Origin of the sequence: Rhodococcus sp. KB6 (assembly GCF_001445685.1) — a bacterium.
Lineage (GTDB): Bacteria > Actinomycetota > Actinomycetes > Mycobacteriales > Mycobacteriaceae > Rhodococcus_F > Rhodococcus_F qingshengii.
In genome coordinates, this window is the sequence record NZ_LNAK01000043.1 from 759752 (window position 1) to 773584 (window position 13833).

A 13833-nucleotide genomic window follows, 5' to 3' on the forward strand; every position below is an offset into this window, starting at 1 on the left:
GCCTTTATTAACCGCCGGCGGTTAACAAAGGCGCACAGCAGAGCAGGTGGTTCGGGATCTCCTGCGTACGAAACCCGATTTTGGGCGCTTGTTGACAGGACTTTTTTCACTTCTGACCGGTCGGGTTCTTCACCTAACGTGGATCGAGTAGCCAGGGTTTGCGTGCGAATCCGGCACCGGTGGCCTCGTTGACGCCCGAAAGGGATGTTGGCGGGGCCGTTGCCGCAGTCCACCCGAACACCCAATGTCCGATTCGGGACTCGCGTCGGCTGATGAATCCTTTTTGCCGTCATTGGGCAATAGTGTGAGGGCGAAGAGATTCTGTGGTCGATTGTGGAGGGACGAACATGAGTGCAACCAAACCCGTCGTCGTAGCGGTAGACGGTTCGGAATCGGCGTCGTCGGCTGTCGTCTGGGCGGCGAGGACCGCGGTGGCGCTCGGTCGACCGCTCCACATCGCGACGGTGGTGCACATCCCAGCCTTCTACTACTCCGAGCCTTACCTCGCCGAGAGCTTCAAGGACGAACTGCGGCGCACTGCCACCGCTCGTCTGGACAGCGCACAGATTCTCGCGCGGCAAAGCATCGACGACGACCTCGAGATCGTCACCGAACTACTCGACGGCAGCGTCTCCGATCGCCTGATCGAATTGTCGAAGGGCGCGTACATCATTGCGCTCGGCCCTCGCGGGCACGGCGAATTCACCGGATTGGTCGTCGGTTCTGCGACGGTCTCGGTTGTCTCGCACGGCGAATCTCCGGTTGCAGTTGTCCGAGGACGGACGCTCGACGGTCGGCCGCCGACCGAGGGCCCCGTCGTCGTCGGTGTCGATGGATCCGAAAGCAGCATCGAGGCAGTCGAGCACGCTTTCGAGCAGGCCTCCGCGCGGGGCGCCACCTTGATTGCCGTCAACGTGTGGAGCGACGTGAGTGTGCAGCCCTCGTTGGGCGCCACCCCCGACGACCCACTGTGGAGCAGCATCCAGACGGGTGAGGAAGTTGTCCTCGCGGAGCAATTGGCCGGATTCACCGAGCGTTACCCGGACGTCGTCGTCGAAAGAGTCGTCGCGCGTGACCGTCCCGTCCGAGTCCTGAGCGAATACGCGGAGACGGCGCAGTTGATAGTCGTCGGCAGTCGCGGGCGCGGCGGATTCGCAGGAATGCTCCTCGGATCGACCAGTCGGGCGCTCCTGCACACCGCGGATTGCCCGGTTCTCATCGTCCGGCACGTCAACAAGTGAAGAGAATGCATTCCATGAGTTCTGAGTCCACCGTCTCCGGTACCGTTCGACGTGAGATGTCTTTTGGAGGGGTTCGATGACAACGCGGATATTCCTGGTCGACGATCACGAGATCGTCAGACGCGGATTGTTCGACCTACTCGGTGGGGTCGAGGACTTCGTGGTGGTGGGCGAGGCGGCGTCCGTGGGGGAAGCGCTGGCCGCGGTACCGCAGAGCAACGCCGACGTCGCTGTTCTGGACGTACGCCTGCCTGACGGCAACGGCGTCGAACTGTGCCGAGAACTCCGCTCGATGCTTCCCGACCTCCGCTGCCTGATGCTCACGTCGTACGCCGATGACGAGGCGTTGCTCGACGCGATCATGGCGGGCGCCTCGGGATTCGTCCTCAAGCAGATTCTCGGAACCGATCTGGTCGCTGCAGTCCGCACAGTCGGGCGCGGCGGTTCACTGCTCGACAGTCGTGCAACCGAGGCGCTGATGCAGCGGATCCGCAGCGACCGTACAGCTGATCCGTTGGCCGAACTTTCCGATCAGGAGCGAGCAGTCTTCGACCTCATCGGAGAGGGGCTCACCAACCGGGAGATCGGCGCGCGATTGTTCCTCGCGGAGAAGACGGTCAAGAACTACGTGACGCGTCTGCTCTCGAAGCTGGGCATGCAGCGTCGTACTCAGGCTGCGGTGCTGGCGACCGAAATCCGTAGCGGCAGTCGCTAGGATCTAACGACCGGATTTCGGTCGATTCGAGTTGGTGCGACCGAGCGGTACTCGCCAGAGCAGGCGTGCACCGCTCGGATCGTGATTGACGATCGTGCACGTACCGCCGCAATGTTCGGCGCGGCGCTCCAGATTGTGCAGTCCACTCTTGTGGAAGTCGGAGGGGAGTCCGACGCCGTCGTCCTCGATCGTGATCGCAAATTCGACGTCCGCGGTGACAGCGATGGTGATGTGGCGTGCGTGTGCATGCCGAAGGACGTTGCTCAACCCCTCACGCAGCACGGCTTCGGCGTGCTGGTGGATCCCGGGATTCACCAGAGTGTCGATGGCGCCGGAGAATTGGACGCTCGGGGTCACAGCGGACTGTGCGGTAGCGTCGCCGATGACATCGAGGAGGCGCCGGCGCAGGCTCGACGAATCGGTGGCCGTCGGAGTCTGCAGATCGAAGATGGTTGTCCGAATCTCGCGGACGGTCTTGTCGAGCTGTTCGAGAGATCGTTTGACAATCGCGCGCGCCGACTCCGGGAGGGTCTCGTCCGGAAGCGTGCTCTGCAGGCTCATTCCGCTCGCGAACAGTCGCTGGATGACGTTGTCGTGCAGGTCTCGTGCGATGCGGTCGCGGTCGGCGAGAACGGACAACAGGCGTTGCGCCTTTTGTTTCTCGTCGAACTCGATTGCAACGGAGCCGAGTTCGGCCATCGACTCGATCCGGGTCAGTTCGTCGTGATCCCAGTGTGTGTTGGTGGAATTCGACGCCACGATGACCGCGCCGACTACACCCGAGGCGACGCACATCGGTGCCACGACAGCACTCCCAGCGGACGGCACCAGTTCGGTGAGTGCGCCTAAAGTGGTGAGTACCTGTAGCTTTCGAGTGCTCCGCACCACGTCGAACGGATAGGTGGTCGCCGGAATTCTGACTCCACGTGACGTGGTCCGGGCGCTGGCCGCGGCGTGAACCTGTGCGTAGCCGTTCTCGCAGATCACCACGATCACGTCGTCGACGCCGGTCAGGTCCCGAACGCGACTGGCAAGAAGTTGCAGACCGTCCTCGAGCGAGTCACCGGCCAGCAACCGCGAGCGGATGGCAGATGTTGCGGTGAGCCATCTTTCACGAGTTCGTGACTGCTCGAACAGTCGGGCGTTTTCCACAGCGATACCGGCTGCGATGGCGAGGGCTTCGAGAATGACCTCGTCTTCCTGGGTGAACTCGGCCTGTCCCCGTTTCTCGGTCAGGTAGATGCTTCCGAACACCTTTCCCCGCATCATGATCGGCGCTCCGAGGAAGCTCTCCATCGGTGGATGATTTGCGGGGAATCCCACCGATTCGGGATGGTCGCCGAGATGGGCCACACGCAAAGTCTGCGGGTGATTCATCAGAACACCCAGCACGCCATGACCTTCGGGGAAATGTCCCATGGTCGCGCGTTGGGACCCGGAGATTCCCTCGTACACGAATTCCGAGAGCCCGCCCCCCGGCGCCGCGACCCCCAGGGCGCCGTAGCGGCAATCCAGAACCGTTGTCGCAGAGGTGATGATCCGTTGAAGCGTCAGGTCGAGGTCCAGGCCGGAGCCGACCACCAGGACCGCCTCGAGCAGGCGGTGGAGTGTCGGTATGTCGGCATTGGAATCGCCCAGGCGGTCGAGCAACTCGCCGAACGTACGTGCCGGACTGTGACCCGAAGCTTCGACCATGGTCGAAGCATATCGCCTCACCGAACGTCAGCTCTCCTGGCGGCGACCTTCCCACCACGACGACCAGTGATGCTTGATCTCGTCGAACTCGTCATCGCTCAGGTCGTAGGTGGTCAGCAGGATGGACATGCCTCCGTCGGGCCGCTGCGCCGTCACCGACTGGGTGGCGACAGACAGCAGGCCAGGGCCGAGATCCTCGACTGTCAACCCGAATTGGTGGTCGGTGACGTAGTCGACGACGCCTTCGAAATAGTCGCCGGGAGCGATTGTCACCGCGTACCGACTTCCCGCTTCCAATTCGATTTCGGTGAGCCCGAGGACGCTTGCCACGTTCTCACCGGGGAGCAGAAGGCCGTCGAGATAAATGGTTCTACGCTCGGCCAGTCCGTGGTGCTCCACTGCGAATCTGAGCAGCTGGAGGAATGTCGTCCAGCCCTCGGTGATGTCGTTGTACCAGTCGTCGTCGGCAGATTTGGCCGGTCGGTCGATGCGGACGACCGTCTTGCCGTCCTGTTCGCGAAGTGAGAAACGGTCGCCGTTTCCGAGTTTCAGCGTCAACGCTTCGGGGTCGGCCTCAGCGGTGGAGTAGATCTGGGTGATTTCGTCGTCGAGTCCGTCGTACTCCCAGCCGAACCAACGTCGAATCAGCGACGGGTCGCGCAGCGCGGGCCAGAGTACGGACGGGGCTGCGACGATGGACACTTCGATCACGGTTTCGCTCACGCGGAAGACGCTACCGATTTCAGCCCTTCATGGCGACGGTCAGTAGAAATGCAACGTCTTCGAGCGCTTCGACGCTGTGCCGGTCGGCCGGGACGGTCAGGAAATCACCCGTGGATCCTTTCCACTGGTCGCTCCCACATACAAGATTCAGCTTCCCGCTCAGGACCAACAACGTGGCTTCGCCCGGACTGTCGTGTTCGGCGAGGCTCTTGCCGGCGCTCAGCGCGATCACCGTCTGTCGCAGGCTGCGCTGGTGGCCGCCGTAGACGGTTTGTGAACTGCGACCGCTGGTCGCCGAGCCCGCCAGTTTCAACTGTTGGCGAGCGAGAGCGGTCAGTGACTTCTTGTCCATCGAAGACCTCTCGGAAGCGGTGAATGTCCTTCTTGGAGTATGACCGACTCACTCGCGAGGTGCCTCGTTATCGGCGGAAGTCGGTCAGCGCGTGTACTCCAACCAGCGGAAGCGCAGGCCGCTCTTCTCCGAGGTCTGCCAGGGCTCGTCGGATTTCAGGTTCCATTCGGGGCCGATCTCGGGAGCAAAAGCATCGCCGGCGATGTCGAGGTCGATCTCGGTCACCAGTAGATGCGTTGCGAATGGCAGTGCAGCCGAATAAATTTGCCCGCCACCGACGACGAAGACGTCACCGTCCGGCAACGCCAGGGCGTCGTCCAGACTGCGGACCACCTCGGCGCCTTCGGCGTGCCATTGCGGATCGCGTGTGACGACGATGTTCCGACGCCCGCTGAACGGACGGAACTTCGATGGAATGGAGTCCCAGGTGCGCCGCCCCATGATTACCGGATGGCCCATGGTGACGCGTTTGAAGTAAGCCATGTCCTCGGACACGCGCCACGGGATCGAGTTGTCGGCGCCGATGACGCCGCCGTGGGCCTGCGCCCAGATGAGGGTGACTGTGCGATCGGTCATCGTCAGACCGCTACCGGGGCTTTGATCGCGGGGTGGTGCTGGTAGTCGACGATCTCCACGTCCTCGAAGGTGTAGTCGAAGATGGAGTCGCGCTTGTTCAGCTTCAGGGTCGGCAACGGCAGCGGTTCGCGGCCGAGCTGCTCGGTCACCTGGTCGACGTGATTGTCGTAGATGTGGCAGTCGCCGCCGGTCCAGACGAACTCGCCGACGTCGAGTCCGGCCTGCTGGGCCATCATGTGGGTGAGCAGCGCGTAGCTGGCGATGTTGAACGGAACGCCGAGGAACATGTCGGCGCTGCGCTGGTACAGCTGGCAGGAGAGCTTGCCGTCGGCGACGTAGAACTGGAAGAAAGCGTGGCACGGCGCCAGGGCCATCTGCGGAATGTCGGCGACGTTCCACGCCGAAACGATGATCCGCCGCGAATCGGGGTTGGAGCGCAGAGTCTCGACGGTCTGCGTGATCTGGTCGATGTGCTCGCCCGAAGGGGTGGGCCAGCTACGCCACTGGACGCCGTAGACGGGGCCGAGTTCACCGTTCTCGTCGGCCCACTCGTCCCAGATGGAGACGCCGTGCTCGTGCAGCCACGCCACGTTGGAGTCGCCGCGCAGGAACCACAGGAGTTCGTTGACTATCGACTTGAGGTGGACCTTCTTGGTGGTGACGAGCGGAAAGCCGTCGGCAAGATCGAAACGCATCTGGTGACCGAAGATGCTGCGGGTGCCGGTTCCGGTTCGATCGGATTTGGCGGTACCCGTCTCCATGACGAGCCGGAGGAGGTCTTCGTAAGCAGTGGAGACAGTCACGGGAATCAGTCTAGGGCCTGCCCTGCTGTGCGCCTTTTATTAACCTCCGGCGGTTAATAAAGGCGCACGGCAATATAGCCTCGGCACATGCGCGAACTCTTGGTGATCGGTATCGGTGCTGGTGATCCCGACCAGGTGACGGTTCAGGCGATCAAGGCTATGAACAGGGCCGATACCTTCTTCATCATCGGAAAGGGTGACGAGAAGCAGGCCCTGGTCGACTTGCGCACCGGCATTCTCGACGAGCACGTTCACCTCGACTACAAGGTGGTCGAGATCACGGACCCGCCGCGGGACCGAACCCCCACCGATTACGAGGGGGTTGTCGAGGACTGGCACGAGCGTCGGGCCGCGAAATTCGAAGCGGAATTCGCGGCCGAACCTGGCGTCGGCGCGATTCTCGTCTGGGGTGACCCTTCCCTCTACGACAGCACTCTGCGGATCGTCGAGCGTGTGCTCGCTCGCGGGAGAGTTTCGTTCGACTACTCCGTCATCCCGGGAATCACCAGCGTGCAGTCGCTGGCTGCACAACACCGGATCGTCCTGAACCGAATCGGCGAACCCATCCACATCACGACCGGCCGCAAACTGGCCGAGGGATTGCCCGACGGCGTGGACAATGCCGTCGTGATGCTCGACGCGCATTGCACCTTCACTCAGGTAAGCGAAAACGACGCCGAGATCTGGTGGGGCGCGTACCTCGGGACCCCGGACGAGGAGTTGATTTCCGGCAAACTGCGTGACGTCGAAGATCGGATCGTCGCTCGCCGGGCGGAGTTGCGTGAGAAGCACGGTTGGATCATGGATACGTACCTCGTTCGGCGCTGACAACCGACCCTGAATTTGCCGCCTCGATCCTGCACTCTTGATCCCGAACGACGGTCTGCGCACCTATGATCTGCGCATGACATCGTTCGGGCAGGACCGACTGCAGTCGATTCTGCCCGCGCCGCGTGGCCGTGAAAAATCAGCTGTGAAGTCGGCTTTCGACCTTCTGGTTCAGTGGTATCGGCGTCCTGATCAATTCGACAGTTTCAATCGATACCTCGCCACGAAGGGCCTGGAGCTAGCTGTCCGATTGCTGGTCATCGGCTCGCTGACGACGGTCATCATTGCGATGACTCTGCTGCGCTTCAGCGACGCGGGCGTGCACAACCACGTCACCAGCGTCGTCAACGCCGTTATCATCGCCGTCACGATTGCGGTGATCGTGCTCTTCTGCCTTCTGCCCGAAATCACGCGTCGGTGGTCGTACTTCTTTGTCGCCTACTGCGAGGTCGGCGTATTCGTCGGTGTGTTCTTGAACAACGACCCTTTCATCGGGTTGATCCAGTGTGTGCTCTTCGTACTGATCGGTGGTTACATCGCGTACTTTCACAACGCGAGACTCCAGGCGGTTCACATCGCGCTGTCCATCGTGGTTCTGGCAGTGGTCGGCCGAAAGGTTGCGGTCTACGCGGATCCTGCGTTGGCCACCGCACTGTGTCTGATCATCGCCACCGGGATCGTGGTCATCCCGTTCGCCTGCCAGTTCGTCCTCTCACTTCTCGGCTCCGACGCGGACAGTTCGGACGTGGATCCGTTGACAGGGCTTCTGAATCGGCGCGGGCTGCAGCGAGCTGTTGTCGAAATGGGGGCGACGGGGCATGCGTCGAGCAAGTCGTCGTATGTCGTCGCGATTGTCGATGTCGATTCGTTCAAGAGCGTCAACGACTCACAGGGGCACGAAGAAGGCGATCTCGTACTTCGCCAGATTGCTGATCGACTGCGGTGGTGCGGCGGCGAGAAGGCGCTCTTCGCCAGATTCGGTGGGGACGAGTTCGTGTTGGTAGACACGATAGACGTCGGCGCAGCGCCTGCGTTCGAAGACAATCTGCGAAGGCACTTGCGAATCGACGATCGTGATCCGGTAGTGACCACCAGCGTCGGAGTCGCGATCACCTCTGCCGAATGGTCGTCGATTATTTCCGACGAGGAGTTGACGGAACTGTTTCGAGTAGCCGATGCCTCGATGTACCGCGCGAAGGCCGCCGGCGGCGATCAGGTTGTGATGTGGGACGGCAAACAGTGAAAATTGTCTGATTGCGGGGAGTTGACTGGATTACCCTGACCCTATGGAATCTGCCGAGAGTGTTGAGCGTTCGGACGCCGTGGCGTCTCGACGACCGCTCTCGGGTCCCGCGTTCCGGCTGATCTCTTCTCAACTTGTCGATTGGTATCGGCGTCCGGACCAATTCGACACCTTCAATCGCTATCTCGCGGACAAAGGGTTGACCGTCGCCTCGCGGTTTCTCGTCGTCTGCTCGTTGGTGCTGGTCACCGTGATCATGTTCCTCACTCGCTTCAGTCCACAGGGACCGACCACTTCGCACGCGCGCACCGCGAACGCAGTCATCATGGTCATAACCGTGATGATGGCCGTCGCCCTCTCGACGAGGCGCAATCTCTCCCGTTCCTGGTCTTACGCCTTTGTGCTCTACTCGGAAGTGGGAATAGCGGCCGCAATGCTGCTGTACTCCAATCCACTTGCAGCACTGGCACACGCCGTGATGTTCTCGGTGATCGGCGGATACATCGCGTTCTTCCACAATGCTCGAATACAGAGCCTTCACATGTTGTGGGTACTCGTCGTGGTCATCGGCATCGTGACACGTACGGCGGTGGTCGAAAACGATGTGGATGCTCCGGTTCTGGTCGCGTTGGTAGTACTGGTCGGCGCGGCAATCTACGTGATTCCCTTTGCCTGTCAGTTCATTTTCTCCATCCTCGGCACCGACGCGTTGAACTCGCAATTGGACCCACTGACCGGACTGCTCAACAGGAGGGGACTGGCCGACGAAGTGCGACTGTTGCTGGAGCGGTCGTACACGCACTCGGCGCTCTTGGTAGTCGCCGCCGTCGACATCAATCGATTCAAGGCCATCAACGACGAGTACGGACATACCGTCGGTGACGCCGTGATCGAAAAAGTCGGATCGAGACTGGTCGAATGCGCCGGCCCGGCGGCCTTGATCGCACGGATAGGCGGCGACGAGTTCGTCATCGTCGATTCGGTCGATCAACGCTCGTTCCATCGACTCGAACATGAGCTACTCCGTTCGACGATCACCTCGCCCGATCATCCCGAGGTGGCGATGAGCGTCGGAATCGCGAAGATCGCAGGGCCTTTCGAATCAGCGGATGATGCGCTGGTCACCTACCCGACTCTGCTGCGGCGAGCGGATCGGGCGATGTACTCCGCGAAGGCACGCGGTGGGCATTCGGTGGTGCTGCAGACGGAAACGGACTGAGCGCGCTGTGAGTGTCCGTGGTCGGCGTTAGTCTGTTGCCATGCCTGAACTACCCGAGGTGGAAGCGCTGGCAGGGTTCCTTCGTCAGCACGCGGTCGGCGCAGTGGTGGGACGCGTCGACATCGCTGCATTGAGTGTGCTCAAGACCTTCGATCCGCCGATCACCGCTCTGCAGGGGCGTGACGTCACGGGCGCCGCCCGCTTCGGGAAGCATCTGGCTCTGGATTGCGACGGGTTGTGGTTGGTCACGCATCTCTCCCGTGCCGGCTGGATGCGCTGGCTGGACAATCCATCGGCGACGCCGCCGAAGCCGGGGAAGGGGCCGTTGGCGCTGCGCGTTCATTTCTTCACACCCGAAGGGTTGACGCCGGCATTCGATCTCACCGAAGCCGGCACCAAGAAACGCCTCGCCGTCTGGGTCGTGAACGATCCGCAGGAGGTTCCGGGCATCGCCCGGTTGGGGCCGGACGCGATGGCCGTGACCGAAGCCGAGTTCGCACAGATTCTGGGCGGAACGTCGGCGCGGATCAAGAACTCGATAGTCGAGCAGTCGTTGATCGCCGGTATCGGGAACGCCTACTCGGACGAGATCCTCCACACCGCGAAACTCTCGCCTTTCGCGACCTCGTCGCGGCTGACGCGGGATCAGATTTCGACGTTGTATGCCGTGATGCGATCTACGCTGGCCGACGCGATCGAGCGTTCGGAAGGTCAGGACGCGGCCCGGCTCAAAGGTGAGAAACGCTCGGGGATGCGAGTGCATGCTCGTACCGGACTTCCGTGCCCGGTGTGCGGTGACGTCGTACGCGAAGTGTCGTTCGCGGAGCGCTCTTTTCAATACTGCGCGACGTGCCAGACCGGCGGTAAACCGTTGGCGGACAGGCGAATGTCGAAACTGCTCAAGTAGCGAACTGCGCTGCGAGTAGTTCGACGAACTCGCGGGCGAGCGCCGACGAATGGGTGGGTTCGGTGATTGCGTGGACGATCCGATGCGGCGCATCGGTGATCGGAATACAGACCAATTCGGGGTGCAGGGCGCTCATGGACTGGGGGAGCAAACCTACGCCCAGGCCGTTGGCGGTCAGTGAACAGATCAGGTCTACCGAGTTGGCTTCAAGTGTTTTTCCCCGAGGGACCTGTGATTCGGCGAAGGCTTGGTCGGTTTGGACACGGGCCTCGCTGCCGGAGGCGAAGTCCACGAGAGTGTGATCGCGTAGGTCTTCGAGCCTGATCGACGAAGCCTGGGCGAAGGGATGGTCAGGAGCAACGAACGCTGCGGTGGGTTCACTCCACAGCGGTGCGGCGGCAAAGCTCTTGGGTAGGCGACCTGCGGCCAATCCGACAATGCCGACGTCGATTGCACCGGACCGGACTCCCTCGATAACTACTTCACTGCCGTACGGTCGCGCGGTGATGTTGATTGCAGGGTGGCGCCGTGTCAGATCTGCCAGCGCGCGTCCGACGTCGACGCGCCCCGCCGAGGTGATGGTGCCGACCGTCAACCGCACTTGCTCGTTGCTCCGTGCCGAGACATCACTGACGAGTCTCGACACGGCGCCGAGTACCTCGCGGGAGCGGGCGACAAAAACCTCGCCTGCAGCAGTCAGGCCGACGTTTCGGCTGTTCCGGTTGAACAATTCGACTCCCAGTTCCTTTTCGAGGTCTCTGATCTGGGCACTCAAGGCGGACTGGGAAACGTGCAACCGCGACGCTGCTCGGCTGAAGTGTCTGTCTTCCGCGACTGCCAGGGCGTAGCGGATGTGACGTAGTTCCATTGCACCAATCTATCGTTTCTGGAGATAGATCATGCATATCTATCTATTGGACGCGCGTCGGTGTAGGCGGTCATGCTTGACGACATGATTTCAAGCGACGCGCGTCCGAGGCTCGGACTACCGATAGTGCTGCTGATGGCTGCAGCGACGGGCCTGTGCGCGGGCGGTAACTATTTCAACCAGCCACTCCTCGATTCCATCGCAGATCACCTGAATGTGACGGCCTCCGCAGCGGCCGCGACGGTGACCATCGCGCAGGTCGCGTATGCACTCGGATTGATACTTCTGGTTCCGGTGGGCGACATGGTGGACCGACGCAAGCTGACGGTAGGGCTCATGCTGCTGGCGGCGACCGGTCAAGCGGTCAGCGGATTTGCGCCCAACTTTGCCACGCTGGCAGTGGGAATCGCTGTCGCTGGCGTCTTTTCGGTCGCCGCCCAGGTGCTGATTCCGTTTGCCGCCTCGCTGGCCGAACCTGAGAGGTCCGGTCAGGTGGTCGGCACGATCATGAGTGGACTGCTGATCGGAATCCTGCTGGCGCGCAGCGTTGCCGGCGTCCTCTCCGGATTGGGAGGTTGGTCGACGGTATACAAGGTTGCGGCGGTGCTGATGGTGGTGATGGCCGTGGCATTGTGGCGATCTCTGCCTTCCGATTCCGCAGATCGCCCGAAGGCAAGCTACCGCGCAACGCTCGCTTCGGTAGGGAAGTTGGCTGCGACCTTGCCGCGCCTGAGAACCCGATCGGCCATGGGCGGACTGGCTTTTGCTGCTGTCAGCACCGTCTTCACGACGATGGCCTTTCTTCTGTCCGGCGAATTCGGCTACAGCGACACTCAAATCGGCTTGGTCGGACTACTCGGTGTGGCGGGAGCTTTGATGGCGACGGTGGCGGGCAGACTGGCCGATCGGGGATTGGGTCAGCTGGCGACCGGCGGCGCCATCGCGATTCTCTTGGTGTCGTGGCTTCCCTTTGTTGCCGGTGCCACCCACGTGGTGTGGTTTCTCGTTGCCATCGTCCTTGCCGACCTCGCGCTGCAGGGAGTGCACGTCAGCAACCAGAACGTGATCTACGCCCTTGTCCCCGAAGCACGTTCGCGTGTGAATTCCGTGTACATGACCACCTACTTCGTCGGTGCTGCCGTGGGCTCGGCGGTGGGGTCAGTGGTGTGGAAGTCGTACGGCTGGAACGGAGTATGCATCGCCGGGTTGGTCTTCTCCGTTGCAACGGCGATGGTGTGGGTGCATGATCGCCGACTGGAGACGGCTGAACTGCGAATCCCGGAATCCCCTGTTGCAGTGGGGTAGGCACCCACACCTTCTCGGCTCCAGCACCTTTCAGATTTCGGCACCGTCCACCAGGATCTTGCCGACGCGTTCGGGATAGAACGACACGTGGTCGTCGATCCCGGACGCTTCGGCGGTAGTGAACGGATAGAACCACGCCAGATCCTCGATCGGAGCGAGTTCGGTTGTGCCGGTGAACGACAGATACGACGCAGTGCCCTTGTAGGGGCAGGCCGTGGTGGTCGGGGACGGCGCAAAGTACTCGCTGCGAACGTCGATTCTCGGAATGTAGTACCGCGTGGGCAGTCCGGTTTCGAAGAGCAGTCTGGGTCGTCTCGTCTCGGCGACCAGTACGTCGCCGACAAAGACCTGGACGTGGCGGGACGAGGGGAGTGCGTCGATACGTACGTATGGATCGCGGGCGTGGACAAAGACCTGTTGATCCTCCTCGTACCAGGCGTCCATGCGATCCCAATAGAATGCGACGTACTCACTCAGATCCAGGGAACCGTCGAACTGTTCAGGGTAGGTCCAGACGGCGTCCTCGGCCCGGCGATCCCCGATCTCGATCGTCCAGTAGGTGGCGTCACCTTTCCATGGGCAATGGGTGGTCGTCGACGTCGGGACGAGGAATTCGGTACGAACGTCCGCGAGGGGGATGTAGTACATCGGCAGGCGGCCGCGTTCGAAAAGGTATACCGAACGAGTGGTGTCTGCGACGGCGTGACCAGCGAAGAAGGCTCGAATTCGGCGGGGGTTCGGCTCCAGTGCGATCCGCCCGTTGGAAGCTGTGATCTGTGTGTCTTCTGCGTGAGTCAGTGCTGTGGACATTCGCGAATGCTCCTGAGATCGGCAGGGTGGTCCTTCCCATCCTGCGCCCGGCAGCAGTTATTTGACAGGTTGGAGTCGAAATACGCGGATCTGGCGCCCGAATGCTCGATCGGCGTAGGTTTCGTACGGCGGCCACGTGGTGGTCGCGAGCTCCCACAGTTTCTTACGCGTGGCGCCCTCCGCCAGACTCGCACCGACCGGTATTTCGACGCCCTTCACTGTCACGATCGCGGTGGGGTTTGCCATCAAATTGAGTGTCCATGCTGGATGCGTATCCTGCCCCCAGTTCGAACCGACGACGACAAACGCATCGCCGTCGGGTGCGTACAGGAGTGGCGTGGTGCGAGAACGGCCGGTCTTACGGCCCGTCGTGGTGAGCAGTAGCTGAGTCACGGTGTTCTCTCCGACCAGCGAGAGCTTGCCTCCCGACACTCTCTGCACTGCTCGATCGAGCGGAACCAGATCCTTGCCGAGATCCGAGAACCATTGTGTATGGCCGACATTGCGCATCAATGACCGGTAGATATTGCGCATCGGACCCCTCGCAT

15 protein-coding genes are annotated in these 13833 nt (G+C 61.7%); 7 read left to right on the top strand and 8 right to left on the bottom strand.

The window, feature by feature from the left end; translation table 11 throughout:
* The first annotated feature begins 347 nt into the window (after positions 1 to 347).
* Together ASU23_RS10715 and ASU23_RS10720 are read left to right on the top strand one after the other, a co-directional pair.
* Positions 348 to 1241: a universal stress protein gene (locus ASU23_RS10715; protein ID WP_003946389.1), complete on the top strand. Its 894-nt coding sequence runs from the start codon at positions 348 to 350 to the stop codon at positions 1239 to 1241.
* Positions 1242 to 1317: 76 nt separating this feature from the next.
* Positions 1318 to 1956 (top strand): response regulator transcription factor, encoded by a 639-nt coding sequence (locus ASU23_RS10720; protein ID WP_003946380.1) that lies wholly within the window; start codon positions 1318 to 1320, stop codon positions 1954 to 1956.
* Between the two features lie 3 nt (positions 1957 to 1959).
* On the opposite strand, the gene ASU23_RS10725 is transcribed toward ASU23_RS10720, so the two are convergent.
* From ASU23_RS10725 to ASU23_RS10745, 5 genes are all read right to left on the bottom strand, one after another.
* The gene (locus ASU23_RS10725; RefSeq protein WP_042921348.1) at positions 1960 to 3651 is read right to left on the bottom strand and encodes a GAF domain-containing protein; all 1692 of its coding nucleotides are present in this window, start codon (positions 3649 to 3651) and stop codon (positions 1960 to 1962) included.
* A gap of 27 nt (positions 3652 to 3678) precedes the next feature.
* Positions 3679 to 4374, bottom strand: coding sequence for a hypothetical protein (locus ASU23_RS10730; RefSeq protein WP_003946413.1), 696 nt, complete (start codon positions 4372 to 4374; stop codon positions 3679 to 3681).
* Positions 4375 to 4393: 19 nt separating this feature from the next.
* On the bottom strand, positions 4394 to 4726 hold the full coding sequence (locus ASU23_RS10735; protein WP_003946336.1) for a cupin domain-containing protein: 333 nt from the start codon (positions 4724 to 4726) through the stop codon (positions 4394 to 4396).
* A gap of 84 nt (positions 4727 to 4810) precedes the next feature.
* The gene (locus ASU23_RS10740; protein ID WP_003946393.1) at positions 4811 to 5302 is read right to left on the bottom strand and encodes a dihydrofolate reductase; all 492 of its coding nucleotides are present in this window, start codon (positions 5300 to 5302) and stop codon (positions 4811 to 4813) included.
* A gap of 2 nt (positions 5303 to 5304) precedes the next feature.
* Entirely contained in the window at positions 5305 to 6105 is an 801-nt protein-coding gene (locus ASU23_RS10745) for a thymidylate synthase (RefSeq protein ID WP_003946427.1), read from the bottom strand.
* Positions 6106 to 6192: 87 nt separating this feature from the next.
* Here ASU23_RS10745 and cobF point away from each other — a divergent pair, with 87 nt between their 5' ends.
* The 4 genes from cobF (at position 6193) to ASU23_RS10765 (ending at position 10302) form a co-directional block, all read left to right on the top strand.
* Complete coding sequence (gene cobF, locus ASU23_RS10750) at positions 6193 to 6933, top strand: precorrin-6A synthase (deacetylating) (protein ID WP_003946376.1); 741 nt, start codon at positions 6193 to 6195, stop codon at positions 6931 to 6933.
* Positions 6934 to 7009: 76 nt separating this feature from the next.
* Positions 7010 to 8176: a GGDEF domain-containing protein gene (locus ASU23_RS10755; protein ID WP_223304416.1), complete on the top strand. Its 1167-nt coding sequence runs from the start codon at positions 7010 to 7012 to the stop codon at positions 8174 to 8176.
* A gap of 43 nt (positions 8177 to 8219) precedes the next feature.
* Positions 8220 to 9395: a diguanylate cyclase gene (locus ASU23_RS10760; protein WP_007727655.1), complete on the top strand. Its 1176-nt coding sequence runs from the start codon at positions 8220 to 8222 to the stop codon at positions 9393 to 9395.
* Between the two features lie 40 nt (positions 9396 to 9435).
* Positions 9436 to 10302, top strand: coding sequence for an Fpg/Nei family DNA glycosylase (locus ASU23_RS10765; RefSeq protein WP_050655571.1), 867 nt, complete (start codon positions 9436 to 9438; stop codon positions 10300 to 10302).
* Here the strand turns inward: ASU23_RS10765 and ASU23_RS10770 are convergent.
* Positions 10295 to 11170 (bottom strand): LysR family transcriptional regulator, encoded by an 876-nt coding sequence (locus ASU23_RS10770; RefSeq protein WP_007727651.1) that lies wholly within the window; start codon positions 11168 to 11170, stop codon positions 10295 to 10297. The two genes, ASU23_RS10765 and ASU23_RS10770, sit on opposite strands and share 8 nt — an antisense overlap.
* Before the next feature lie 72 nt (positions 11171 to 11242).
* Between ASU23_RS10770 and ASU23_RS10775 the strand changes: the two genes are divergently transcribed.
* The gene (locus ASU23_RS10775; RefSeq protein WP_058037867.1) at positions 11243 to 12475 is read left to right on the top strand and encodes an MFS transporter; all 1233 of its coding nucleotides are present in this window, start codon (positions 11243 to 11245) and stop codon (positions 12473 to 12475) included.
* A 30-nt stretch (positions 12476 to 12505) separates the two neighbouring features.
* Here the strand turns inward: ASU23_RS10775 and ASU23_RS10780 are convergent, their stop codons facing one another.
* Both ASU23_RS10780 and ASU23_RS10785 read right to left on the bottom strand, forming a co-directional pair.
* Positions 12506 to 13285, bottom strand: coding sequence for a DUF427 domain-containing protein (locus ASU23_RS10780; protein WP_047272578.1), 780 nt, complete (start codon positions 13283 to 13285; stop codon positions 12506 to 12508).
* Between the two features lie 57 nt (positions 13286 to 13342).
* Positions 13343 to 13819 carry a nitroreductase/quinone reductase family protein gene (locus ASU23_RS10785; RefSeq protein ID WP_003946395.1) on the bottom strand — a complete coding sequence of 159 codons (477 nt, stop codon included), beginning with the start codon at positions 13817 to 13819 and terminating at the stop codon, positions 13343 to 13345.
* Between the last annotated feature and the right edge of the window lie 14 nt (positions 13820 to 13833).

Bases quoted from the DNA above. Each gene is read 5' to 3' on its own strand.
- ASU23_RS10715 (WP_003946389.1), top strand. From the start codon at position 348: ATGAGTGCAACCAAACCCGTCGTCGTAGCGGTAGACGGTTCGGAATCG.
- ASU23_RS10720 (WP_003946380.1), top strand. From the start codon at position 1,318: ATGACAACGCGGATATTCCTGGTCGACGATCACGAGATCGTCAGACGC.
- ASU23_RS10725 (WP_042921348.1), bottom strand. From the start codon at position 3,651: ATGGTCGAAGCTTCGGGTCACAGTCCGGCACGTACGTTCGGCGAGTTG.
- ASU23_RS10735 (WP_003946336.1), bottom strand. From the start codon at position 4,726: ATGGACAAGAAGTCACTGACCGCTCTCGCTCGCCAACAGTTGAAACTG.
- ASU23_RS10740 (WP_003946393.1), bottom strand. From the start codon at position 5,302: ATGACCGATCGCACAGTCACCCTCATCTGGGCGCAGGCCCACGGCGGC.
- cobF (WP_003946376.1), top strand. From the start codon at position 6,193: ATGCGCGAACTCTTGGTGATCGGTATCGGTGCTGGTGATCCCGACCAG.
- ASU23_RS10755 (WP_223304416.1), top strand. From the start codon at position 7,010: ATGACATCGTTCGGGCAGGACCGACTGCAGTCGATTCTGCCCGCGCCG.
- ASU23_RS10760 (WP_007727655.1), top strand. From the start codon at position 8,220: ATGGAATCTGCCGAGAGTGTTGAGCGTTCGGACGCCGTGGCGTCTCGA.
- ASU23_RS10765 (WP_050655571.1), top strand. From the start codon at position 9,436: ATGCCTGAACTACCCGAGGTGGAAGCGCTGGCAGGGTTCCTTCGTCAG.
- ASU23_RS10770 (WP_007727651.1), bottom strand. From the start codon at position 11,170: ATGGAACTACGTCACATCCGCTACGCCCTGGCAGTCGCGGAAGACAGA.
- ASU23_RS10775 (WP_058037867.1), top strand. From the start codon at position 11,243: ATGCTTGACGACATGATTTCAAGCGACGCGCGTCCGAGGCTCGGACTA.
- ASU23_RS10780 (WP_047272578.1), bottom strand. From the start codon at position 13,285: ATGTCCACAGCACTGACTCACGCAGAAGACACACAGATCACAGCTTCC.
- ASU23_RS10785 (WP_003946395.1), bottom strand. From the start codon at position 13,819: ATGCGCAATATCTACCGGTCATTGATGCGCAATGTCGGCCATACACAA.